The sequence below is a fragment of the Micromonospora sp. NPDC049049 genome (assembly GCF_040649115.1).
Taxonomy (GTDB): domain Bacteria; phylum Actinomycetota; class Actinomycetes; order Mycobacteriales; family Micromonosporaceae; genus Micromonospora.
Window position 1 is genome coordinate 115,316 of record NZ_JBEZEX010000018.1, and the last position, 19,452, is coordinate 134,767.

Here is a 19,452-nt window from a genome sequence, read left to right on the forward strand (position 1 = left end):
GAATCTGGCGGAATTTATTCTGCGCCGTCCATTTGAGAAGGTGACTCAGTCACGGATCGGGCATCCACTCGTTGAGTCAATCGATCCCGTGGCGCAATCGAGGAGCGAGGATGGCCGGCGAACCCACCCCCGCGGCGGACACCCGAGAAACACTGGCGACTGTCGACAAGAACAAATTCCACGTCCTTGTCACGGCCGGCTATTTCGCTCCTGGCTGGCGTGCCGGAGGGCCTGTCCGGTCCATTTCCGAAGTGCTCGCCCTGGCCAGTGACGATATTGAGACATCCATGCTGACCCGCGATCGTGATCTCGGATGCCGCGACCCCTATCCCGGCCTCTCCGGCCGCTGGGCCCGGGTCGGCCGGACCAACGTCTTCTATCTCGGCGTACGTCGGCCGGGGCAGTGGCGGTTCCTCTGGCGCTCGCTGCGCGCCGGCCGTTTCGATCTGCTGTACGTCAACAGCGTCTGGTCGACGTTCTCCATCCTGCCCATGGCCGCGGCCCGACTCGGTCTGCTGCGGGTGGGCCGAATCCTGGTCGCGCCCCGGGGTGAGTTCGGCGAGGCCGCCCTTCGGGTGCACCGATTCCGTAAGCGGATCTTCCTGACCGCCTGGCGCTGGATGCTGCTCGACCGTCGGGTGCTGTGGCACGCCACCACACCTGTCGAGGCAAACGACATCCGGCGGGTGCTGCCGCGGGCGCGGATCGGCGTCGTCGCGGTCAGCCGGGGTCCCGAGCCGCAGGAGACGCCGGTCGAGATACCCGCGACCCACCACGCGCGGCTGGTCTTCATCGGGCGGATCTCGCCCATGAAGAACCTCGACCTGGTGCTGGCCGCGCTCGCCTTCGTGCCGGTGCCGGTGCGGCTGGACATCTACGGCCCGGTGGAGGACCAGGCGTACTGGCGACGCTGCCGGGAGCACCTGGCCGAGCTGCCCGACTGGGTCGCCGTCAGCTACCGGGGTGAACTGCTGCCCGAGCAGGTCCGGGCGACCTTCTCCCGCTACGACGCCTTCGTCATGCCGACCCAGGGGGAGAACTACGGTAACGCCATCGCCGAGAGCCTCTCCGCGTGCTGCCCGGTGCTCTGCTCTGACCGGACACCGTGGACGGCGGTGCTGCGCGACGGCGGCGGGCTGGTCCTCACCGAGCTGACCGCGGCGGCACTGGGCGCCCTTGTCACTCAGGTGGCGACCAGCACCCCCAAGCAGCGGCACGCGGCGCGGGTCGAGGCGGGAGCCGCGTACCGCCGTTGGCGGGCGAGCAGGGCTCCGATCAGCGTCCTCGACCAGGCGTGGCGGGTGATTCGCGATCCCGCGTACCGGGAGCCCCACCCACTTCCCGCCCAGCGGGCCGAATCCGCACATCTGCCGCCAGGAGGCGTCAAGTGACCCACGTGATGACCGTCGTCGGAACCCGGCCGGAGATCATCCGGTTGGCCCGGGTGATCGACTCACTGGATCGGACCGTGGAGCACACGTTGGTGCACACGGGGCAGAACTGGGACCCCTCGCTCTCCGATGTCTTCTTCAGCGAGTTGGGGGTCCGCGCTCCGGATCTCTTCCTGCGGGCCGACACCCGGTCGCTCGGCAGCCTCCTCGGCGCCGTCCTGGTCGGTACGGAGAGGGCGATCACCGAGTTGCGCCCGGACGCGCTGCTGGTGCTCGGTGACACGAACAGCGCGATCTCGGCACTGATGGCCCGTCGGATGAACGTGCCGGTCTACCACATGGAGGCCGGCAACCGCTGCTTCGACCTGAACGTGCCGGAGGAGACGAACCGCTGCATGGTGGACCACATCGCCGACTTCAACCTGGTCTATTCGGAGCACGCCCGGCGCAACCTGCTCGCCGAAGGGCTGCACCCGCGCCGCATCCTGCACACCGGCTCACCGATGCGCGAGGTGCTCGACCACTACCGGCGGCAGATCGACGGATCCACCGTGCTGGCCCAGCTTGAACTCGAACCGGGCGGCTACTTCGTTGTCAGCGCGCACCGGCAGGAGAACGTCGACCACCCGGACCGGCTCCGTCGGCTGCTGGAGTGCCTGCGGGCGGTCCGCGACGAGTGGCGGCTACCGCTGCTGGTCTCCACGCATCCGCGTACCCGCAAGCGGTTGGAGGCGCTCGCGGGCGACGGCCTGCACCTCGACGGCGTGGCCTTCCACGAGCCGTTCGGCTTCTTCGACTACGTGACGCTGCAACGGCATGCCCGGTGCACCCTCTCCGACAGCGGCACCGTCAGCGAGGAGGCCGCGATTCTCGGATTCCCGGCGGTGACCCTGCGCGAATCCATCGAGCGTCCCGAGGCGCTGGACAGCGGGGCGATCGTGATGACCGGCCTGGAACCCGACGGGGTCGTCGAGGCCATCCGGGTGGTGGTCGCGCAGGTGGCCGACGGCTCGGTCGCCTGCCCGCTCGACTACCAGGTTCCCGACACGTCACGCCGGGTGGTCGACTTCATCCTGTCGACCGTGCGCCGCCATCACGACTGGGCGGGCATTCGCCGGTGACCGGTCCATGGGCCGGGCCGGAACACCCGTGACCACGACTTCCGGGGCGACATCGCGCGTCACGCAGGCACCCGCGCCCACAGTGGCGTCCCGGCCAACGGTCAGCTTCGGCAGGATCGCGGCCGTGGTGCCCACCAGGACGCCGTCCCCCAGCCGGCAGTACCCGGAAACCGCAGCGAGCGGATTGACCGAGACATAGTCCCCGAGCACGGTGTCGTGCCCCACCGTGCAGTTCTGGTTGAGGTGCACGTGGCGCCCCAACAGCACGTTCGTCGTCACCCGGGCGCCGCCGGCGGCGAACAGTCCCTGCTGGTAGACGCAGTCGGGGCCGATCTCGGCGGCCGGGTGCAGCACCGTGGCCGCCGGTAGGCCGTACTCGGCGATGGCCTGGTCGGTCTCGCGGCGCAACCTCGGATGCCCGACGCCGAGCGCCACATGGGTGCTTACCGGTTGGGCTGCCAGCCATCGGGTCGGGCCGAGGAAGGCAACGCCGAGGCGGTGGACCGACTCGACGTGGAGCTCGGTGGGGTAGTCGTCGACGAAGCCCAGAACCCGCCAGGGTGGCGCATTGTCCGAAATGGTGTTCAGCAGCCGAATGACCCCATATACCTCACGGCCCATCCCACCCGCGCCTACGATCACTACGTCGGTCGTCAACCGCGGCTCCCTCGGCTACGGAGAACGCTGGCCGCTCTCCGTCATCTGAACCGGTTACCGGTGCCGATGGTGACGGGTGAGTGCCGGCGCCGACGCCGGGTCAGCAGTCTGGAAGGTGAACCAAAGGTGAACGAGCTGGCAAGGACGCGTCTGCCCGGCAGCGCCGGGACAGCCAGGGGGGCAACGCGATCCGCGACCACGGCGGCTTACCGGGTGCTCGCCACCGCTCGCGTTTTCGAGCCGGGCTTTCGTGGCGGCGGCCCGATCCGCTCCCTGCGGTTCATCCTGGACACCCTGCCGGATGACCTCGACGTCACCCTGATCACCGGAGACCGGGACCTCTGCTCGCCCAAACCCTACCCGGGCCTGTCCGGGCGGCTGGTGCGGCGCGACGAGCGCTGCACCGTTTTCTACCTCGGCCCGTTCGCGCTGCGGCACTGGGTCCGACTGGCTCGGCACATCCGGTCCCGCCCGGTCGACCTGATCTACGTCAACAGCCTCTGGTCCCTCTTCTCGGTGCTGCCGATTCTGGCAGTGGCGCTGCGACTGGTGCGCGTCCGCGCGATCATGCTGGCCCCGCGCGGCGAGCTCTCGCCCGGCGCGCTCGCCATCAAGGCGCGCAAGAAGCGGCTCTTCCTGGCGGTCTGGGCCCCGCTGCTGCGTCGGCTCGACGTGCGCTGGCAGGCGTGCAGTGGGCTGGAGAAGAACCAGATCCGCGCCGTCCTGCCGTGGGCGCAGATCATGGTGAACGGCAACGAGTGCCCGATCCCGGAACAGCCGGCACCCCCGGCCGTCGCTCACGACGGGCCGTTGCGGTTGGTGTTCGTCGGCCGGATCTCCCCGATGAAGAACCTCACCAGGGCGTTGGAGGCGGTCGCCGGCGCGACCCGCCCGCTGGAGTTCGACATCTACGGTCCGCGGGAGGACGAGCAGTACTGGGCGGGTTGCCGACGCCTCATCGACGCGATGCCCGACCACGTCCGGGTCCGCTACCTCGGGGAACTCAAGGCGGACGAGGTGATGGCGACGTTCAGCCGATACGACGCCTTTCTCTTCCCGACGCTTGGCGAGAACTACGGACACGTCATCCTGGAAAGTCTCGCGTCCGGTTGCCCGGTGGTCTGCTCCGACGCGACGCCATTCAGCGACCTGATCGCCACCGGCGGGGGAGCGGTGGTCCGACCCGCGACCGCTGCCGCGCTGAGTGAGACCCTCGACCGGCTGGCCAACCGGTCAGCCCGGGAGCGCGCCGAGGCGAAGGAGATCGCCGGCCGGCGCTACCGACTCTGGCGACAACAGGTCCGGGAACTCAACGTGCTGGACCACGCCCGGCAGTTCTGCGCCTGATCCGGCTGGGCGCGACCGCGTCACTCGGGCTGGAGCTGCGTCGTTGCAATGGCTGGGCCCGCGTTGCCGGGTCCGTCGTCCGCCACCCCGGTAGGCTCCGATGAGCGAGGACAGCACGTGCCCAAGCGCGTTCGTACGATGGTCCGACGAGTCCAGGACCACCTGGCCGCCACCCGTGACCCCGAGGCGTTCGCGCGGTCCCTGGGGGTGAACCTGACCGGTCGGGTCAGGTTCTACGGCATCAGCCGGGCGATGTTCGGCTCGGAGCCGTGGCTGATCACCATCGGAAACAACGTCTACATCACCTCCGAGGTGCAGTTCGTCACGCACGACGGCGGCACCCTGATCCTGCGCAAGGACCATCCCGACCTGGACTGGACCGCCCCGATCACGATCGGCGACGACGTTTACATCGGGATGCGGTCGATGATCCTGGCCGGGGTCACCATCGGAAACCGGTGTGTCATCGGGGCGGGCTCGATCGTCACACGCGACATCCCGGACAACACGGTGGCGGCCGGTGTCCCGGCCCGACCGCTGCGGACGACGGACGAGTACCTCGAACGGTTGCAGGCCAGGTCGCTGGGCATCGGGCACCTTCCCGTCCCGGAGAAGCACGCGGCGATGAAAAAGATCTACGGCGTGACCACAGTCTGACCCGTGCGCCGGGTCAGGCCCTCCGGTATGCGACCCGTGGTGGCGGCAGCTGGTGGACACCGGCGATGGTGATCGCCCCCAACGCGCCGGTCGTGCCGGTCACCTCGTAACCGAACCGGTCCCCGGTCATCGCGGCCGAACTGGTGCCGAGGTTGAGGGTGGTGCCGGCGCCGGCGCTGCTGGCCCGCAACGTGGGCGGGGTGAGGCCGCTCGTCTGCCACACGTGCCCGTACCAGTGCCAGCCGGCGGGCAGCACCACGGAGCCACTCAACACCGACTCCTGGACCCCGGTGGACGTGATTTCGACGCTGCCGAAGTCGGCGATCGGGCCGAGACCGGCGGGCCGGCCGGTGGCCGGATCGTGGGCGTACACGCCGTGCCTCAGCACCCCGGAGCCCGCGGCGGTCACCTCGACGCACACCCGGTCGACCGGGGTCGGCTCCGCCAGGTACACCGGATGCAGCAGCAGCACCTGGTAGGTGCCGGTGTAGGCGACCTGCTGGGTCGGGCCGGCGAGAGCCAGGAACCAACTGCCACGCGGGCACGTCGCGCCGGGCAGCGGCCCCACCCGCGCCGGGTCGGGTTCCGCGCGCCACATCCCGTACCCGGTGGGGACCGCCATGCTGTACGAGATCCCGCCGACGGCGACCCGGTCCGGCACGGTGAGGTTCGTCGGGCCGGCCGGGACCAGCAGCCGGTGGAACAGCTGCGGCGCCGCCATCTGGGCCTGGGCCACCGCTTCGACCCGCTCGATCATCACGAAGTCGCCTGTGGAGTCCGACACCACGATCTGGGTGGCCGCCGAGGGCGGTGCCAGGTAGCGCCGGTAGGCGGTTCCGGTCACTGATTCGCCGGCCTCCAGGGTGCGGCCCCACACCAACTGCGGGTAGTTCTTCTTCAGGCTGGAGGTGATGAACCAGCCCTTGGCCGTGGTGTGCCGGGCCCGGATCTCGGGCACGCCGTCGGCGACCGGCAGCAGCCCCACGGCGATGCCCCACTGCTGGATCTGGCCGCTGTTGAGCACCCACTGGGTCATGCTGCTCGCCGGCATCAGCCGGTTCGTCAGGGTCGCCGGGGTGAAGTCGGTGAGGGCCGCGAGCGTGTCGATGTTGGCCCACACCGACCAGTTCAGGCCGCCGGCCGCGTCCACGTTCGGCATGAACTGCCGGCGGGTGCCGCCGGCGACCGGGGTCAACGGACCGCACTGGGTCACCCCGGCGTTCAGTGTGAACCGCTCCAGCGCGGCCACCGTCTGCCCGACCAGCAGGCCGCCCTGCGACCAGCGGTAGACGTTCGAGATGCGGCACAGGGACTGGATCCGCGACATGATCGTGCTGATGGGTGTGCCGATGTTCGCCCGTGCGGTGTCGATCATCCCCCGGTAGGACGGGATCAGGTACGACTCCCGGATCGTCAACTCCTGCCCCGTGAACCGGCCGTCCGGCACCGGTCGCCCGTCGAGTTCGACAGTCACCGTGTGGGAGTGGGTGGCCGGGCGGATCTGCACGTCGGGCGTCAGACCCGTGATCGGCACTGTCGCAGTGTGGGTCGCCCCCGAGAGGTGGGTGAGCGGCGCGCCCGGCTTGACCCGGGCGCCCTGCGCGATGCCGTCGACGATCGTGTACGGGTTGCCGAACAGCAGGCTGTCCGCGTTGGTGATGGCCAGCAGGGTGAAGGTGCGCGTGCCGTCGGTCCACTGCGAGCCCACGTCGACGCTCGTCTTGCCGTGGTTGGCGACGACGATCTGGTTGCCGACGTTGTAGCCGTGGTTGCCGCCGACGTACGACCAGCCGGTATTGATCGGGCAGTTGTCGTCGGAGGTGTCGTGGATCTTCGTCCCGACGGCGGACATGACTGGCCACACCTGGGCGTCGGTAGCGGTGGAGGGCACCAGGGTGACCTGGGGGAGACCGGAGTGCCACATACCGACCATCGCCTCGGCGTACGCGAGGTTGGCCGGCATGACGAGGTCCCGGGTGCTGTCGAAGCGCGACCTCACGGACATCAGGGCGTTGGACCGGTAGACGATCAGCTCGGGCATGGTCGGAACCTCCACCTCGATTGCAGTGACGACGAAACCTCACTGTGCGCCGTCGGGGCGAAGCTGGTCGTTGTCGGTCAGCACCCGGACAGGGTGAAATTTCTGCTGTCGCCGTCACGCGGGCCGGGTTCACTCGATGAACAGGTGTTCTGGCGCTCACGGGGGGTTTCATGCGCATTCTGATCACCGGCGGAGCCGGTTTCATCGGGTCCAATCTGGCCCGCGCCGCGATGGTCGAGCCCACAATCGGTGGGGTTACCGTCCTCGACGACTTCTCGGTCGGGCTGCGGGCCAACCTCGACGGTCTGGACGTCGAGCTGATCGAGGGCTCAATCCTGGACCCGGCCGCCCTCGACGAGGCGATGGCGGGCCGCGAGGCGGTGGTCCATCTGGCCGCGCTGCCCAGCGTCCCGCGCTCGCTGAGCGACCCGTTGGCGTCCCACCACGCGAACGCGACAGGCACCCTCATGGTGTTGGAGGCGGCGCGACGACAGGGGGTCGCGCACGTCCTCGTCGCGTCCTCCTCGTCGGTGTACGGCATGAATCCGGCCCTGCCCAAGGCCGAGCTGACCTGGACCCGCCCGATGAGCCCGTACGCGGCCAGCAAGCTCGCCACCGAGGCGTACGCCCTGGCCCACCAGGCGTCGTTCGGGCTGCCGACGATGGCCTTCCGCTTCTTCAACGTGTTCGGCCCGGGGCAGCGACACGACCACGCGTACGCGGCTGTCATCCCCCGCTTCGTGCACGCCGCCCTGCGCGACGAACCCGTGGTGGTGCATGGCGATGGGACACAGTCGCGCGACTTCACCTACGTCGGCACGGTCTGCGACGTCATCCTCGACGCACTGCGCCGCCGGGTACATCACCCGCATCCGGTGAACCTGGCCTTCGGCGCCCGGGCCAGCCTGCTGCGGGTCCTCGACGAGCTCGAGTGGTTGTGCGGCAGACCGATCGCCCGCGAGTACGCGCCGCCGCGTACCGGCGACGTCGCGCACTCCCTGGCCGACAACGCCACGCTGCGGCACCTGTTCCCGGACGTCGCGCCCGTCGCCCGTGCGGAGGGCCTGCGCGCGACAGTCGAGTGGATGGCCGGTCGGCTGGACGCCGAGCGCGCCGTAGTCGCCGCACCTCGGTGACTCGGGCAGCGAGTCGGGCCGTACCGGAGCCGCTGGCTCCGGTGGCGGTGGTGCCAGCCGCCGCCACCACCGTCGCGCCCGCCGCGCCGACTTCGCCGACTTCGGCGGCGGCGAAGGACCGGGACCGCACGGTCACGGTGGGCATCGCCGCCGCGATGGTGGCGAAGGGTATCGGCCTGGCCGCCCCCCTGGTCATCACCCCCGCGTGTTTCCGGTTCCTCGGCGACCAACGGTACGGCCTGTGGATGGCGGTCACCGCCCTCACCGGGATGGCGTGGTTCGCCGATCTGGGGCTGGGAAACGGGCTGCTCACCCGGCTCAGTCACCTGGCCGACGACCCCCGGCAGCAGGCCCGGGAGATCTCCAGCGCCGTCGCCACCCTCGGTGTGGTCGCGGTCGCGCTGCTGGCGGGTCTCGTGCTCGTCGTACCCGTGGTGCCCTGGGCCGCACTGTTCAACGTCAGCGACCCGGGTGTCGCCGCAGAGGCGTCCGCCCTGATCCTGCTCTGCTTCGGCGCCTTCGTGGTCAACATCCCGCTCTCGCTGATCCAGCGGATCCAGTACGCCCGGGGCCAGGTGGTGCAGAGCAACATCTGGCAGTCGGCCGGGGCTCTGGCGGCCATGGCTGCCGTGCTCGCCGCCATCGCCGCCGGGTGGCGACCACTGGCGGTCATCGCCTGCGCGGTGCTGGCCGTGCCGGTGACCAACCTGCTGAACTGCGTGACGTACTTCTGGTTGCAGGATCGCGGACCGCGACCGGGCCCGAAGCTCGTGCACCGGGCCACCGCTGTCGGTCTGCTCCGGTTGGGTCTGCGGTTCTTCGCGCTCACCACGATGTCGGCGATCGCGCTGAACGTCGACAGCCCGCTTGTCGCGAACGTCCTCGGGCCCACCGCGGCCGCGCACTACGCGGTGGTGGGGAAGCTGTTCGGCGTCCTCTCGATCTTCGTCGGTCTGGTCGGTATGACGGTCTGGCCGGTGAACGGCGCCGCTCTGGCGCGGGGCGAGGTGGCCTGGGTGCGTCGCAACACGCGGCGGATGGTGCTGCTCTACGGGGTGATCGTGGGGGCGGTCGGGGTGGTGCTGGTCGGCTACGGCCACCGGCTGATCGACCTGTGGGTGGGCGGCATCGATCGCACCGAGATTCCGGTCACCGTGCTGATCGGGCTGGCGATCTGGTCCCTGCTGATCGCGGTCACCTCCCCGCTGATCCTGGTACAGAACAGCATCGGGCTGCTCCGGCCGCAGTTCGTCGGCTGGGCCGCGTTCCTGCTACTGGCCACCGCGCTCAAGATCTGGGCGCTGCGGGAGTTCGGGCTCGCCGGCCTGCCGGCGGCGGCCTGCGTCGCGTACGTGCTCACCATGGGGCCGGCCGCGCTGGTGGGATACCGCCGGGCACTGAGCGGGGGAGAGCCGACGTGACCGGACAGTGCCGGGTGCTGCGGGTCGTCGGCGAGCTGAATTTCGGCGGCACCGAGATGCGGACCGCCGAACTGCTACCTCGTCTCTCCGCGGCCGGCGTCGAGGTGCACCTGGTGACGCTCAGCGACCGGATCGGTCCCGGCCCGCTGGCTGGTGTGATCAGCCGGCACGGCGGCACTGTCACCCCGATCCCGCTGGACCTCCGCTTCGCCACCCGCTTCCTGGGCCTGCTGCGTCGACTGCGACCGGACGTGGTGCACGTCGACTGCGCCAACTTCTCCGGGGTGTTGCTCGCGCTCGCCGCCCTGTGCGGTGTGCCCGTCCGCGTCGCCCACTTCCGGGGCGACGACAACCAGCACCGCAACCTGCGCCGACGCGTCTACCGCTGGATCTGTAAACGGCTGTTGCGGATCTCCGCCACCGACATCCTCGGCGTCTCGCCCAGCTCGCTCACCTTCGCCTACGATCCGCTCTGGCGCGACGACCCCCGGTGCCAGGTGGTCCTCAACGGACTCGACCTGGACCGGCTGCGCCACCCCAGCCGCGACGACCTACGCGAGTTGATCGGCGCAGGCCCGGCCGAACTGGTCTGCGTCAGCGTCGGCAGGGCTTCGCCGGAGAAGCGGCGCTGGCTCCTGCCGCCGATCATCGCCGAGCTGCGGGCCAGGGGCGTGGAGGCCCACGCCGTCCTCATCGGGCCGGGCGACGACGCCGACGACGAGCGCGTCCGGGTGGCGGCGGTCGCCGCCGGTCTCGCCGACCGGGTGCACCTGCTGGGCCCGCGCGACGACGTGGGCGGGCTGCTGAGCCAGGCCGACGTCGTCATCCACCCGTCCTGCCTGGAAGGGCTGCCCGGGGGCGTGCTGGAGCCCATCGCGTTGGGCATCGGCACGGTGGCCGCCGACCTGCCAGGGGTGCGCTTCATCGACGAGCACCTGCCCGGCGTGACCATCGTCGACACCGACGCCCCGCCGGAGCGGTGGGCGAGCGCGGTGTGCGCGGCGGCGTCGTACACCGGGCAGACCTCGGCCTCGGCGGCGTCGGAGCGGTTCGGGGGCAGCGTCTTCGCCATCGACACGGCGGCCGCCACCCACTTGACGATCTACCGACGGTGGGCGTCGGGCCGCCCGCACCACCCGGTGCCACCCCGGCCGCCGGCCCTCTCGACACGGGGAGAGAGATGAACGATCAGACAACCGTGATCGGCCGGCAACCGCGCCGGGAGGCGGGTTCGACCGGGCGGGCCAACCGGCCCCGTCCGCTGCTGGTGGGCGCGTACGCCTTTCCGCACGGGGACGCCACCTCCAACCGCCTGTTGCAACTCGCCCGTTCCGCCGCGCCCGACGGCGCGCACACGCTGGTGGTCAACGACTGGCCCTGCGAGGTGGTCTTCCCGGCCGGGCAGCCAAGCGTGGCCGGCATCGACCTGGTCACCATGCGGATCCACGGTCGGCACCACCTCACCCGCGCGTCGGCCCGGCTGGCCCGACCGCTGCGCGTGCTGCGGGCCGTGCGCCGGGTCGGCGTGGGTCGCGGTGACGTGAGTGTCGTGTTGTTGCCGATGGCCCTGCTGACCCTCGGTAACTGGGCGACCCTGCGCCTCGTGCTGCGGTGCCCGGTCGTGGTGGACGCCAGCGAACGCCACGACCGACGGCAGTTCCGCCGCGGCTGGCTCACCCCGTACTTCGTCCGGCATCGCTGGTCGACGTTCCTGGCCACCCGGCTCGTCGGCCGGGCCACGGCGGTCTCCACCACGCTGGCCGACTACCTGACCGGCCATGGCCTGGACGTGCTCGTGGTGCCGCCGCAGGTGGACTGCGACGAGTTCCGGGCGCCCCAACCACCCCCGATCAGTGACGGTCTGCGCCTGCTCTACGCCGGCACCCCCGGGCGCAAGGACATGCTCGACGTGATCCTGCGGGGGCTCAGCCGGCTCGCTCCGGAGCACCAGCGGCGGGTCAGCCTCACCATTGCCGGGGTCAGCGCGCAGGACGCCGCCGCCCATTCGGATCTGGACGTCGGGGTGCTGGACGCCGTCTCGGCGGACGTGCGGTTCCTCGGGCGCGTTCCGCGTGAGACCGTGCTGTCCCTGCTGTCGGAGTCGCACTTCTCGATGCTGGTCCGCCCCACCGGGGGGTACGCGGCCAACGGGTTTCCGTCCAAGGTGCCGGAGAGTCTCGCCGCTGGATGCCCGGTGCTGCTCAACCACACCAGTGACCTCGCCGCCTACGTCCACGACGGGGTCGAGGGGTTGGTGCTCGACGGCAACGAGCCGGACGATGTCCGGTCGGCGGTCGAGCGGGCGCTGCGGCTGCGCGACGAGGAATGGACGGCGATGAGCGGGGCGGCCCGGTCGCGGGCCCGCGAGTCGTTCGACCACCGGGCCTGGCGGGACAGGGTGAGCGCCTTCGTGACGGCGGACCGGGGCAACTGAGCCCGACACCCACCGGCCGGGGTTCGCGCAGTGCGCGGGCGCTAGCGCAGCAGGGCTGTGGGTCGGCGTGGCACGCCCTCGTCGAACACGCCGGCCCGCTGATGGCGTGCCTCCGCGTGGGGCGGGTTGGCGCGGGCCGTGGCCTCCCGGTCGGCGGGGTCCGGCCACTTCGGCAGGTGCAGCAGTGCGGCGGCGACCACGGTCCAGAACACGTACGGGTAGGTCTGGCCCGTGCCGAACATGGCCGACTCGGTGACCTGGATCAGTAGACCGGTGACGACGAGCCAGACCAGACCCGCGCCGGCCCGGCGTACCGGTGCCCGCAGGACGACCCGCCCCGCGGCCAGGAGCAGTAGCAGCAGCGGTATCACGGCGGCGAGCCCCAGCTCCAACAGCAGCTGCAGGTAGCTGTTGTGCACCACGCTGACGCCGGCGGTGCCGAAGAACTCGTCGGCGCCGGCTAGTTCGAACAGGTGGTTGCGCGACGCGTACCCGAAGCCCAGCGTGGGGCGGTTCTGCCACCACAGGTCGACGGTCGTCTGCCACATCTGGGTCCGCCCGTTGGACAGGTCGCCGCCGGTGGGGTCGGTGAAGCGCAGGACGAACTGGCGCATCCAGGGTGCGGCGAAGACGGTGGGCAGCATGTTGAGCAGGTGTGCCACCAGCAGCAGGGCGGTCACCCCCGCGGTCAGCCGCACCATCCGGCCGAGCCCGTAGCGCAGCACCAGCCAGAGCGCGCCGACGAGCACGGCGATCAGCGCGGTACGCGACTGGGACAGCAGCAGGCTGGCGGCGGCCGGCACCATGCCGAGCAGCACGACCTGCCGCCGGGACTGCCGGTAGACCGCCCAGCCCAACGGGATCGTCAGGGCGCAGACGATGCCGAGCATGTTCGGGTTGTTGTAGAGGCCCTGGAACCGCGTGACGCTGGAGGTCGCCGCGACGAGCGTGCCGTCGGCGAACCCGATGCCGAGACTGACCACGATGGACGCGGTGAGGACCAGGTAGACCACGCGCAGATCGGCCATCATGACCGCAGCATCGGGCCACCGACGCCGGACGAGCACGTGCACCAGGGCGGCCAGCAGCAGCAGCGCGACGCCCCGCTGGAGGGTCTCCATCGGGACCACCGACCAGGCGAAGCTCACCGTGGCTAGGCCGCCCATCGTCCAGAGCGCGGCGACGAACACGCGGGTCCAGACATCGGTGCGCGCCGGCGTGCGGCCAGGTAGGCAGAGCCCCCAGAGGACCAGGCCCGCGACCGCCGCGTACCGGGGATAGAAGCTGGCCTCGACCACCGCCGGCACATTCGACGAGGCGCACACCAGAAGGCCGATGGTCAGGGCCAGCATCCACCGCCAGCCGTCCACCCGCCGACTGAAGGCGAGCAGCAGCACCAGCGCCACCAACCCGGTCGCGACCAGCGGGGCGGTGATGGCCGCGATGGTGGTGACCACCACGAGACACGTCGCGCCGACGAGCAGGCCCAGTTGGCCCATTCGGTTTCCCACGTGAAGTCCTTTGAAGTCCGGCCGCAGGCGTTGCCGGCGGTCGTCGGGTGGACCGCGCTCAGCGAGGCACGTCCTGTAGACCCGGTTGGGTCGGTTCGACAGCCCAGCGGGCCCTGGCGGCGTGCATCGCCCGGATCATGTCCGGCCAGTTCGGTGGCCGGTAGCCGGTGGCCTGGGCGAGGGCGTCCGCGTTCATCGACCTGTCGCAGGTGAACTCGTCGTCCGGCATGATGTCGCCGGGCCACCCGTACACCTCGGCGATCAGGCGGAGCAGGTCGTACTTGGAGATCGGCTCGGCGGCCACGTGATAGAGCCCGGTCAGCCCCGCCTGGGGCAGGATCACCGTACGGAGCAGTCGGGCGAACTCGACTGTCGTCACGCCGCTGTAGATGGCCCGGGTGAAGCCGCGTACCTGCCCCCGCTGGGAGAGAAACCAGTCCACCAGCGAGCGGTTCGTGACCAGTTCGTGCCCGATGATCGACGTACGGAGGGTGAGCGCGGACACCCCGCGCGCCTCACCCAGCAGCTTGGACCGCCCGTACAGGTCGGGTGGGTCCGGCAGGTCGTCCTCGACGTAGCCGCCCCGCCGACCGGAGAAGACGCAGTCGGTGCTGACGTGGATCAGGCGGCTGCCGAGCTGCCCGCAGGCGTCGGCGAGCAGGTGGGGAAAGAGCGCGTTGAGGGTGACCGTCTGCACCGCGTCCTGCACGTCCGGTCGTTGTTTGATCACACCCACACAGTTGACCACGACGTCCGGTCGCAGGTCGTCGATGAGCTGCCTGACCTGGCCGAAGCGGGTCGCGTCGACGGCCGTGGTGATCCGGTCGAGCAGGCGCTGGGGGTACCACCCCGCGCGGTCCTCGATGCTCCGGGCGACACCGTGCACGTCGAGGTCCGGATCGTCGCTGAGCTCGCGGATGACCGCGTGACCGAGCATGCCGGTGACGCCGACGACGAGGACCCGTCGCGCCGGGCGCGGTTCCTCCGCGCCGGGGCCGCTGCGGCGGCGGGGGACCAGTTCCGGTCGCCGGCCACCGGTATGGGTGCTCATGCCGTTACGACCGCCGCCGCCGCGGCCTCGACCTGTGCCCGCACCTCGGGCAGCGTCAGCAGCAGCGCCTCGATCTCCGGTACGGACAGTCGCCGGGCGTTGTGCGAGTGGAAGTCGGCCATGTTGCCGCTCTCGACGTCGCCCTCCTCGAAGTAGAGGGAGTAGTTGAGGTCGCGGCTGTCCACCGGCACCCGGAGGAACTCGCCGAGATCCTCGACGTGGGCGAGCTCCTCGCGGCTGGCCAGGGTCTCGTACAGCTTCTCCCCGTGCCGGATGCCGAGCACGTTGAACTTCGCCGGGACCCGGAACAGGTTGCACAGCGCGGTGGCCAGATCGCCGATGGTGCAGGCGTCGGCCTTGCGAATGAAGACGTCACCTGGCTGGCCGTGCCGGAATGCGTGCTCGACCAGGTCGACCGACTGGGGCAGGGACATCAGGAAGCGGGTCATCGACGGCTCGGTGACCGTCGGCAGCCCGCCCCGCAGGATCTGCTCGATGAACAGCGGGATCACCGATCCGCGCGAGTACATGACGTTGCCGTAGCGCACGCAGCAGACCCGGGTACGAGCTTCGGGATTGTTGCGGGAGTGCGCCTGCGCGACCTTCTCCATGAGGGCCTTGGTCATGCCCATCGCGTTGACCGGATAGACGGCCTTGTCGGTGCTCAGCAGCACCAGCGCCTCGACGCCGACCCGCTCACAGGCGTCCACCACGTTCGCGCTGCCGAGCACATTGGTCCGTACGGCCTCCAGCGGAAAGAACTCGCACGAGGGGACCTGCTTGAGAGCCGCTGCGTGAAAGACGAACTCCATTCCCCGCGCGGCCTTGAGCACACTGTCGTAGTCCCGGACGTCACCGACGTAGTAGCGGACCCGGTCGTCGCCGAGGCGGTGCCGCATCGCGTCCTGTTTCGACTCGTCACGGCTGAGTACGCGCACCTCGGCCGCCCCGGCGTCGAGCAGTCGGGAGACCATCGTCTGGCCGAAGGATCCGGTGCCACCGGTGATCAGGAATCGCCGGTCCGAAAGCGAGGAAACCACATCTTCTCCTGCCTGTTTCCCGGGAGGCCATCCACGGGAATCGGATTCTCATCGAACGCGACCCTACGCGCGGATAAGTGGCACCGTGACCTCTTCCGCTAAACGGAATTGGAGTCGCGTTCGACTGTCCATGGCGGTCGTCGGCAAATATGCGAACAAGGCTCGGCGTTGCCGAAATAACCGTTCGGGCCGCGTTGTCGGCGCGCCGAAGTCGTTAGCGCTAAAGACGGAGTTGGCCTTCTGGAAAGGTGGTATGCGTACTCCATGCCAAAAGTTGCTCTCCACGCGGCGCACCCGCGCCCCGGTGCTTCCGACCTGACGACCGGTCGGGAAACACTTCGGGAAGGCACTGCGACACGGCGACCCTATGATCGTTGGAAGCGGCTTCTCGACGTCCTCGGCGCTCTTCTCGTTCTGGTGCTCGGCGCTCCCGTGCTGGCGCTGGTGGCACTGGTCGTGCTGGTGACGCACGGGCGTCCGGTGCTGTTCCGGCACACCCGCCCCGGGCTGCACGGCAAGCTGTTCGAGGTGGTCAAGTTCCGGACGATGCGCCATCCCGACCCGGACCGAGGGCTGGTGAGCGACGCGGATCGCCTGACCCGGGTGGGCCGCTGGTTGCGGGCCAGCAGCCTCGACGAGCTGCCGGAGTTCTGGAACGTGCTGCGGGGCGAGATGAGCGTGGTCGGTCCCCGCCCGCACCTCGTCCGCTACCTCAGCCTCTACAACCCGGAACAGGCCCGCCGGCACGACGTGCGGCCGGGCATCACCGGGCTGGCCCAGGTGCGTGGCCGCAACGCGCTGGACTGGGACGCGAAGTTCACCTACGACGTCGAGTACGTCGACCGCCGCTCGTTCCTGCTGGACCTGCGGATCGTCCTGGCCACCATATGGGTGGTGCTCAGCCGCCAGGGAATCTCCGCGCCGGGCGCGGCCACCTGGCACGAGTTCACCGGCAACGCGCCCTCGCAGGCGACCGCCGAACACGACGCCGCCCACCGGCGATGAACCGGGTCCTGCTCCTGGGCGCCGGTGGATTCCTCGGCCGACACATCCGGACGGCGCTGGCCGCCCACACCACCGTCCGGTCGATCACCCGCGCGGAGTGTGACCTGGTCCGGGTCGAGCTGCGGGACCTGACCGCGCTGGTCGCCCGGGAACGACCGGACGTGGTGGTGACGGCGGCCGGGCGGATCGTCGGCTCCGGGTACGACTTCGTGCAGGCGCACGTCGTCGCGACCGCGAAACTGATCGAGGCGGTGGCCGCCGCCGCCCCCGGAGCCCGCCTGATCCGGATCGGCTCGGCCGCTGAGTACGGCACCGTGCCGCACGGTCTCGCCGTCGACGAGGACTACCCGGGCACACCCGTCAGCGAGTACGGGCTCAGCCACCTGGCCGCCACCCGGCTGGCGGAACTGGCCGGTGGGGCCGGCCGCCTCGACACGATGGTGTTGCGGATCTTCAACCCGGTCGGGCCGGGAATGCCACCGGGGAACGTACTCACTCGGGTGACCGCGATGGTGAGGTCGGCGGTCGCCACCGGAATGGAGGAGATCGCCGTGGGCCTGCACGACACGTACCGGGACTTCGTCGACGTGCGGGACGTCGCCACGGCGGTCCTCGCGGCGGCGCGCTCCCGGCCGGGGCCCGCGCGGGTCTTCAACGTGGGCAGCGGAAAGGCGGTGGCGACGCGCGAGGTCGTGCAGCTGCTGGCCGAGGTGTCCGGCTTCACCGGCGAGATCCGCGACGGCAGCTTCGCGCCGGACGCCAGCCGCTCAGCCGCGGTGCCCTGGATGTGCGCCGACATCGAGCGCGCGAACCGGGTGCTCGGGTGGGCGCCCGCGTACGACCTCGGTGAGTCGCTGACCACGCTGTGGCAGGCCGATGGCGAGCAGTCCGCGCGCCCTGTCGCCGGCTCAGCGGCGAGGTGAGGCCGATGCGGATCGGTCTGCTCACCCAGTGGTTCGACCCGGAGCCGGGCGCCGCCGCGCTCCCCGGGATGCTCGCCCGGGCCCTCGCCCGCCGAGGGCACGAGGTCCAGGTCCTCACCGGCTTCCCCAACTACCCGACCGGCGAGTTGGCGCCCGGCTACCGGGTGACCCGCCGCCTCGACGAGGTCGACGGCACGACCCGGATCCGTCGGGTGGCCCTCTATCCCAGCCATGACCGCTCCGCGCTGCGACGGATGGCGAACTACGGCTCCTTCGCCGCCTCCGCGCTGCTCTCCGGCACGCCGGCGCTGCGCGGCCTGGACGCCCTCTGGGTCGGCAACTCACCGATCAGCGTCGCCCTGCCGATGTGGTTCACCCGGTACGTGCAGCGGGTGCCGGTGCTCCTGCACGTCCTGGACCTGTGGCCCGACAGCGCGGTGGCCAGCGGCTTCATCGGCACCGACCGGGTCTCGCGGATGATCGAGCGGGGAATGGCCAGCTGGTGCGGTGGGATGTACCGCAGCGCCGGCCGGGTCGCGTACGTCTCGCCCGGCGCCGCGGACCTGCTCGCCAGCCGAGGCGTGCCCCGGGAGAAGCTCGTCCACATCCCGGTCTGGGCCGACGAGACACCGCGTACCGGCGTCGCGGACCTACGCGCCGAACTCGGGCTCCGTGAGGACCAGGTGGTGCTGGTGTACGCCGGCACGCTCGGCGAGGCGCAGGGGCTCGACTCGCTCATCGACGCCTGCGCCCGGATCCGCGACCCGCGGCTGGTCTGCCTGATCGCCGGCTCCGGCACCACGGAGGAGCGGCTACGCCGCCGGGCCGAGGAGGCGAACGCGACACACGTGCGTTTCCTCGGGCGGGTGCCCCGGGAGCGGATGCCCGCCCTCATGGCCACCGGCGACGCGCACTACGTGAGCCTGCGACCGGGCGGCATGTCCGCGTACACGATGCCGAGCAAGGTGCAGGCCACCCTCGCCGCCGGTCGGGCCCTGCTGGTCGCCGCGGAGGGGGACGCCGCCGCTGTCGCGCGGGACAGCGGTGCGGGTATCACCGCCCGCCCGGGGGACCCCGACTCGATCGCCGACGCCCTGCGGGAACTCTGCGACCTGGGCCGGGAGAAGCTTGAGCTGCTCGGCCAGGCCGGACAGGCGCACTACGACCGGGTCTTCTCCGTCGCCGCCGGTGCCGAGCGGGTCGAGCGGGCGCTGTGCGAGGCGGTGGAAAGCCACCGGCGGCGCTGACCCCGGGTCCGGGTCAGCGTCAGTCGTCGCCCGCCGCGAGGCGCTGGCTCAGCAACGCCTCCAGCGGCATGGACTCGCCGTCGCGGCCACCCCGGCCGATCACCAGCGGTGGCGGGGACGGCTCGGGCGCCGCGCCGAGCGCCAGTGAACGCAGGCTGGCCGGCACGGTCAGCAGATAGAAGCGCCCCTGGGTGTCGACCGCCCGGGTGCGGGCCCGATCGACGTACCACCCGGTGAGGTTGGTGCGGTAGCGGTGCCGGCCGTCGTAGGAGGTCGCGGTGAGCCGCACCGGACGCAGCCCGCGCTCGGTCGCCTCGGTCGCGAAGCGTGTCACCAGCGTCGCCGCCGTGGCCTGCTCGGCGGCCCGGGCCCGAGCGTCCGCGTCGGCGTGCGCCCGCACCGCCCGCTCCCGTTGGTCCCGCCAGTCCTGGTCGTCGCCTGCCACGGCAGCCACGGTACGCGACCAGACT

General features: G+C 70.8%; 17 protein-coding genes. 11 read left to right on the top strand and 6 right to left on the bottom strand.

Going from position 1 to position 19,452, the window contains the following annotated elements; all coding sequences use genetic code 11:
- Window positions 1–287: 287 nt before the first annotated feature.
- Entirely contained in the window at window positions 288–1,391 is a 1,104-nt protein-coding gene (locus AB0B68_RS19745; protein WP_357261603.1) for a glycosyltransferase family 4 protein, read from the top strand.
- Complete coding sequence (gene wecB, locus AB0B68_RS19750; RefSeq protein WP_357199895.1) at window positions 1,388–2,512, top strand: UDP-N-acetylglucosamine 2-epimerase (non-hydrolyzing); 1,125 nt, start codon at window positions 1,388–1,390, stop codon at window positions 2,510–2,512. The genes AB0B68_RS19745 and wecB overlap by 4 nt, the downstream gene beginning before the upstream one ends.
- Here wecB and AB0B68_RS19755 read toward each other — a convergent pair.
- The gene (locus tag AB0B68_RS19755) at window positions 2,441–3,169 is read right to left on the bottom strand and encodes a NeuD/PglB/VioB family sugar acetyltransferase (protein ID WP_357199892.1); all 729 of its coding nucleotides are present in this window, start codon (window positions 3,167–3,169) and stop codon (window positions 2,441–2,443) included. The genes wecB and AB0B68_RS19755 overlap by 72 nt on opposite strands.
- 213 nt (window positions 3,170–3,382) lie before the next feature.
- Between AB0B68_RS19755 and AB0B68_RS19760 the strand changes: the two genes are divergently transcribed.
- Window positions 3,383–4,516 (top strand): glycosyltransferase family 4 protein, encoded by a 1,134-nt coding sequence (locus AB0B68_RS19760; RefSeq protein ID WP_357261606.1) that lies wholly within the window; start codon window positions 3,383–3,385, stop codon window positions 4,514–4,516.
- Between the two features lie 117 nt (window positions 4,517–4,633).
- Window positions 4,634–5,173, top strand: coding sequence for an acyltransferase (locus AB0B68_RS19765; RefSeq protein WP_355007144.1), 540 nt, complete (start codon window positions 4,634–4,636; stop codon window positions 5,171–5,173).
- A 13-nt stretch (window positions 5,174–5,186) separates the two neighbouring features.
- Here AB0B68_RS19765 and AB0B68_RS19770 read toward each other — a convergent pair whose 3' ends face one another.
- Window positions 5,187–7,214 carry a hypothetical protein gene (locus tag AB0B68_RS19770; RefSeq protein WP_357261609.1) on the bottom strand — a complete coding sequence of 676 codons (2,028 nt, stop codon included), beginning with the start codon at window positions 7,212–7,214 and terminating at the stop codon, window positions 5,187–5,189.
- Window positions 7,215–7,384: 170 nt separating this feature from the next.
- On the opposite strand from AB0B68_RS19770, the gene AB0B68_RS19775 reads away from it, so the two are divergent.
- Genes AB0B68_RS19775 through AB0B68_RS19790 form a run of 4 tightly spaced genes read left to right on the top strand, consistent with a single transcriptional unit; the run spans window position 7,385 to window position 12,205 of the window.
- On the top strand, window positions 7,385–8,350 hold the full coding sequence (locus tag AB0B68_RS19775) for an NAD-dependent epimerase/dehydratase family protein (protein ID WP_357199883.1): 966 nt from the start codon (window positions 7,385–7,387) through the stop codon (window positions 8,348–8,350).
- Window positions 8,347–9,771, top strand: coding sequence for an oligosaccharide flippase family protein (locus AB0B68_RS19780; RefSeq protein ID WP_357261612.1), 1,425 nt, complete (start codon window positions 8,347–8,349; stop codon window positions 9,769–9,771). The genes AB0B68_RS19775 and AB0B68_RS19780 overlap by 4 nt, the downstream gene beginning before the upstream one ends.
- Entirely contained in the window at window positions 9,768–10,955 is a 1,188-nt protein-coding gene (locus tag AB0B68_RS19785) for a glycosyltransferase family 4 protein (RefSeq protein ID WP_357261615.1), read from the top strand. Before AB0B68_RS19780 ends, AB0B68_RS19785 begins: the two co-directional genes overlap by 4 nt.
- Window positions 10,952–12,205 (top strand): glycosyltransferase, encoded by a 1,254-nt coding sequence (locus AB0B68_RS19790; RefSeq protein ID WP_357261618.1) that lies wholly within the window; start codon window positions 10,952–10,954, stop codon window positions 12,203–12,205. The genes AB0B68_RS19785 and AB0B68_RS19790 overlap by 4 nt, the downstream gene beginning before the upstream one ends.
- A 41-nt stretch (window positions 12,206–12,246) precedes the next feature.
- On the opposite strand, the gene AB0B68_RS19795 is transcribed toward AB0B68_RS19790, so the two are convergent.
- From AB0B68_RS19795 to AB0B68_RS19805, 3 genes are read right to left on the bottom strand one after another with little or no spacing between them, the layout of a single operon-like run.
- On the bottom strand, window positions 12,247–13,716 hold the full coding sequence (locus tag AB0B68_RS19795) for an O-antigen ligase family protein (RefSeq protein WP_357261621.1): 1,470 nt from the start codon (window positions 13,714–13,716) through the stop codon (window positions 12,247–12,249).
- Between the two features lie 58 nt (window positions 13,717–13,774).
- Window positions 13,775–14,767: an SDR family oxidoreductase gene (locus AB0B68_RS19800; RefSeq protein ID WP_357261624.1), complete on the bottom strand. Its 993-nt coding sequence runs from the start codon at window positions 14,765–14,767 to the stop codon at window positions 13,775–13,777.
- Complete coding sequence (locus AB0B68_RS19805; RefSeq protein ID WP_355007152.1) at window positions 14,764–15,807, bottom strand: polysaccharide biosynthesis protein; 1,044 nt, start codon at window positions 15,805–15,807, stop codon at window positions 14,764–14,766. Before AB0B68_RS19805 ends, AB0B68_RS19800 begins: the two co-directional genes overlap by 4 nt.
- Window positions 15,808–16,224: 417 nt before the next feature.
- Here AB0B68_RS19805 and AB0B68_RS19810 point away from each other — a divergent pair, with 417 nt between their 5' ends.
- The 3 genes from AB0B68_RS19810 to AB0B68_RS19820 are packed head-to-tail and all read left to right on the top strand — an operon-like array spanning window position 16,225 to window position 18,982.
- The gene (locus tag AB0B68_RS19810; protein WP_357199864.1) at window positions 16,225–16,812 is read left to right on the top strand and encodes a sugar transferase; all 588 of its coding nucleotides are present in this window, start codon (window positions 16,225–16,227) and stop codon (window positions 16,810–16,812) included.
- Window positions 16,809–17,735 carry an NAD(P)-dependent oxidoreductase gene (locus AB0B68_RS19815; protein WP_357199861.1) on the top strand — a complete coding sequence of 309 codons (927 nt, stop codon included), beginning with the start codon at window positions 16,809–16,811 and terminating at the stop codon, window positions 17,733–17,735. Before AB0B68_RS19810 ends, AB0B68_RS19815 begins: the two co-directional genes overlap by 4 nt.
- 5 nt (window positions 17,736–17,740) lie before the next feature.
- Window positions 17,741–18,982 (top strand): glycosyltransferase family 4 protein, encoded by a 1,242-nt coding sequence (locus AB0B68_RS19820; protein ID WP_357199858.1) that lies wholly within the window; start codon window positions 17,741–17,743, stop codon window positions 18,980–18,982.
- 19 nt (window positions 18,983–19,001) lie between these two features.
- Here AB0B68_RS19820 and AB0B68_RS19825 read toward each other — a convergent pair whose 3' ends face one another.
- Entirely contained in the window at window positions 19,002–19,427 is a 426-nt protein-coding gene (locus AB0B68_RS19825; RefSeq protein ID WP_357199855.1) for a hypothetical protein, read from the bottom strand.
- Window positions 19,428–19,452 lie beyond the last annotated feature (25 nt).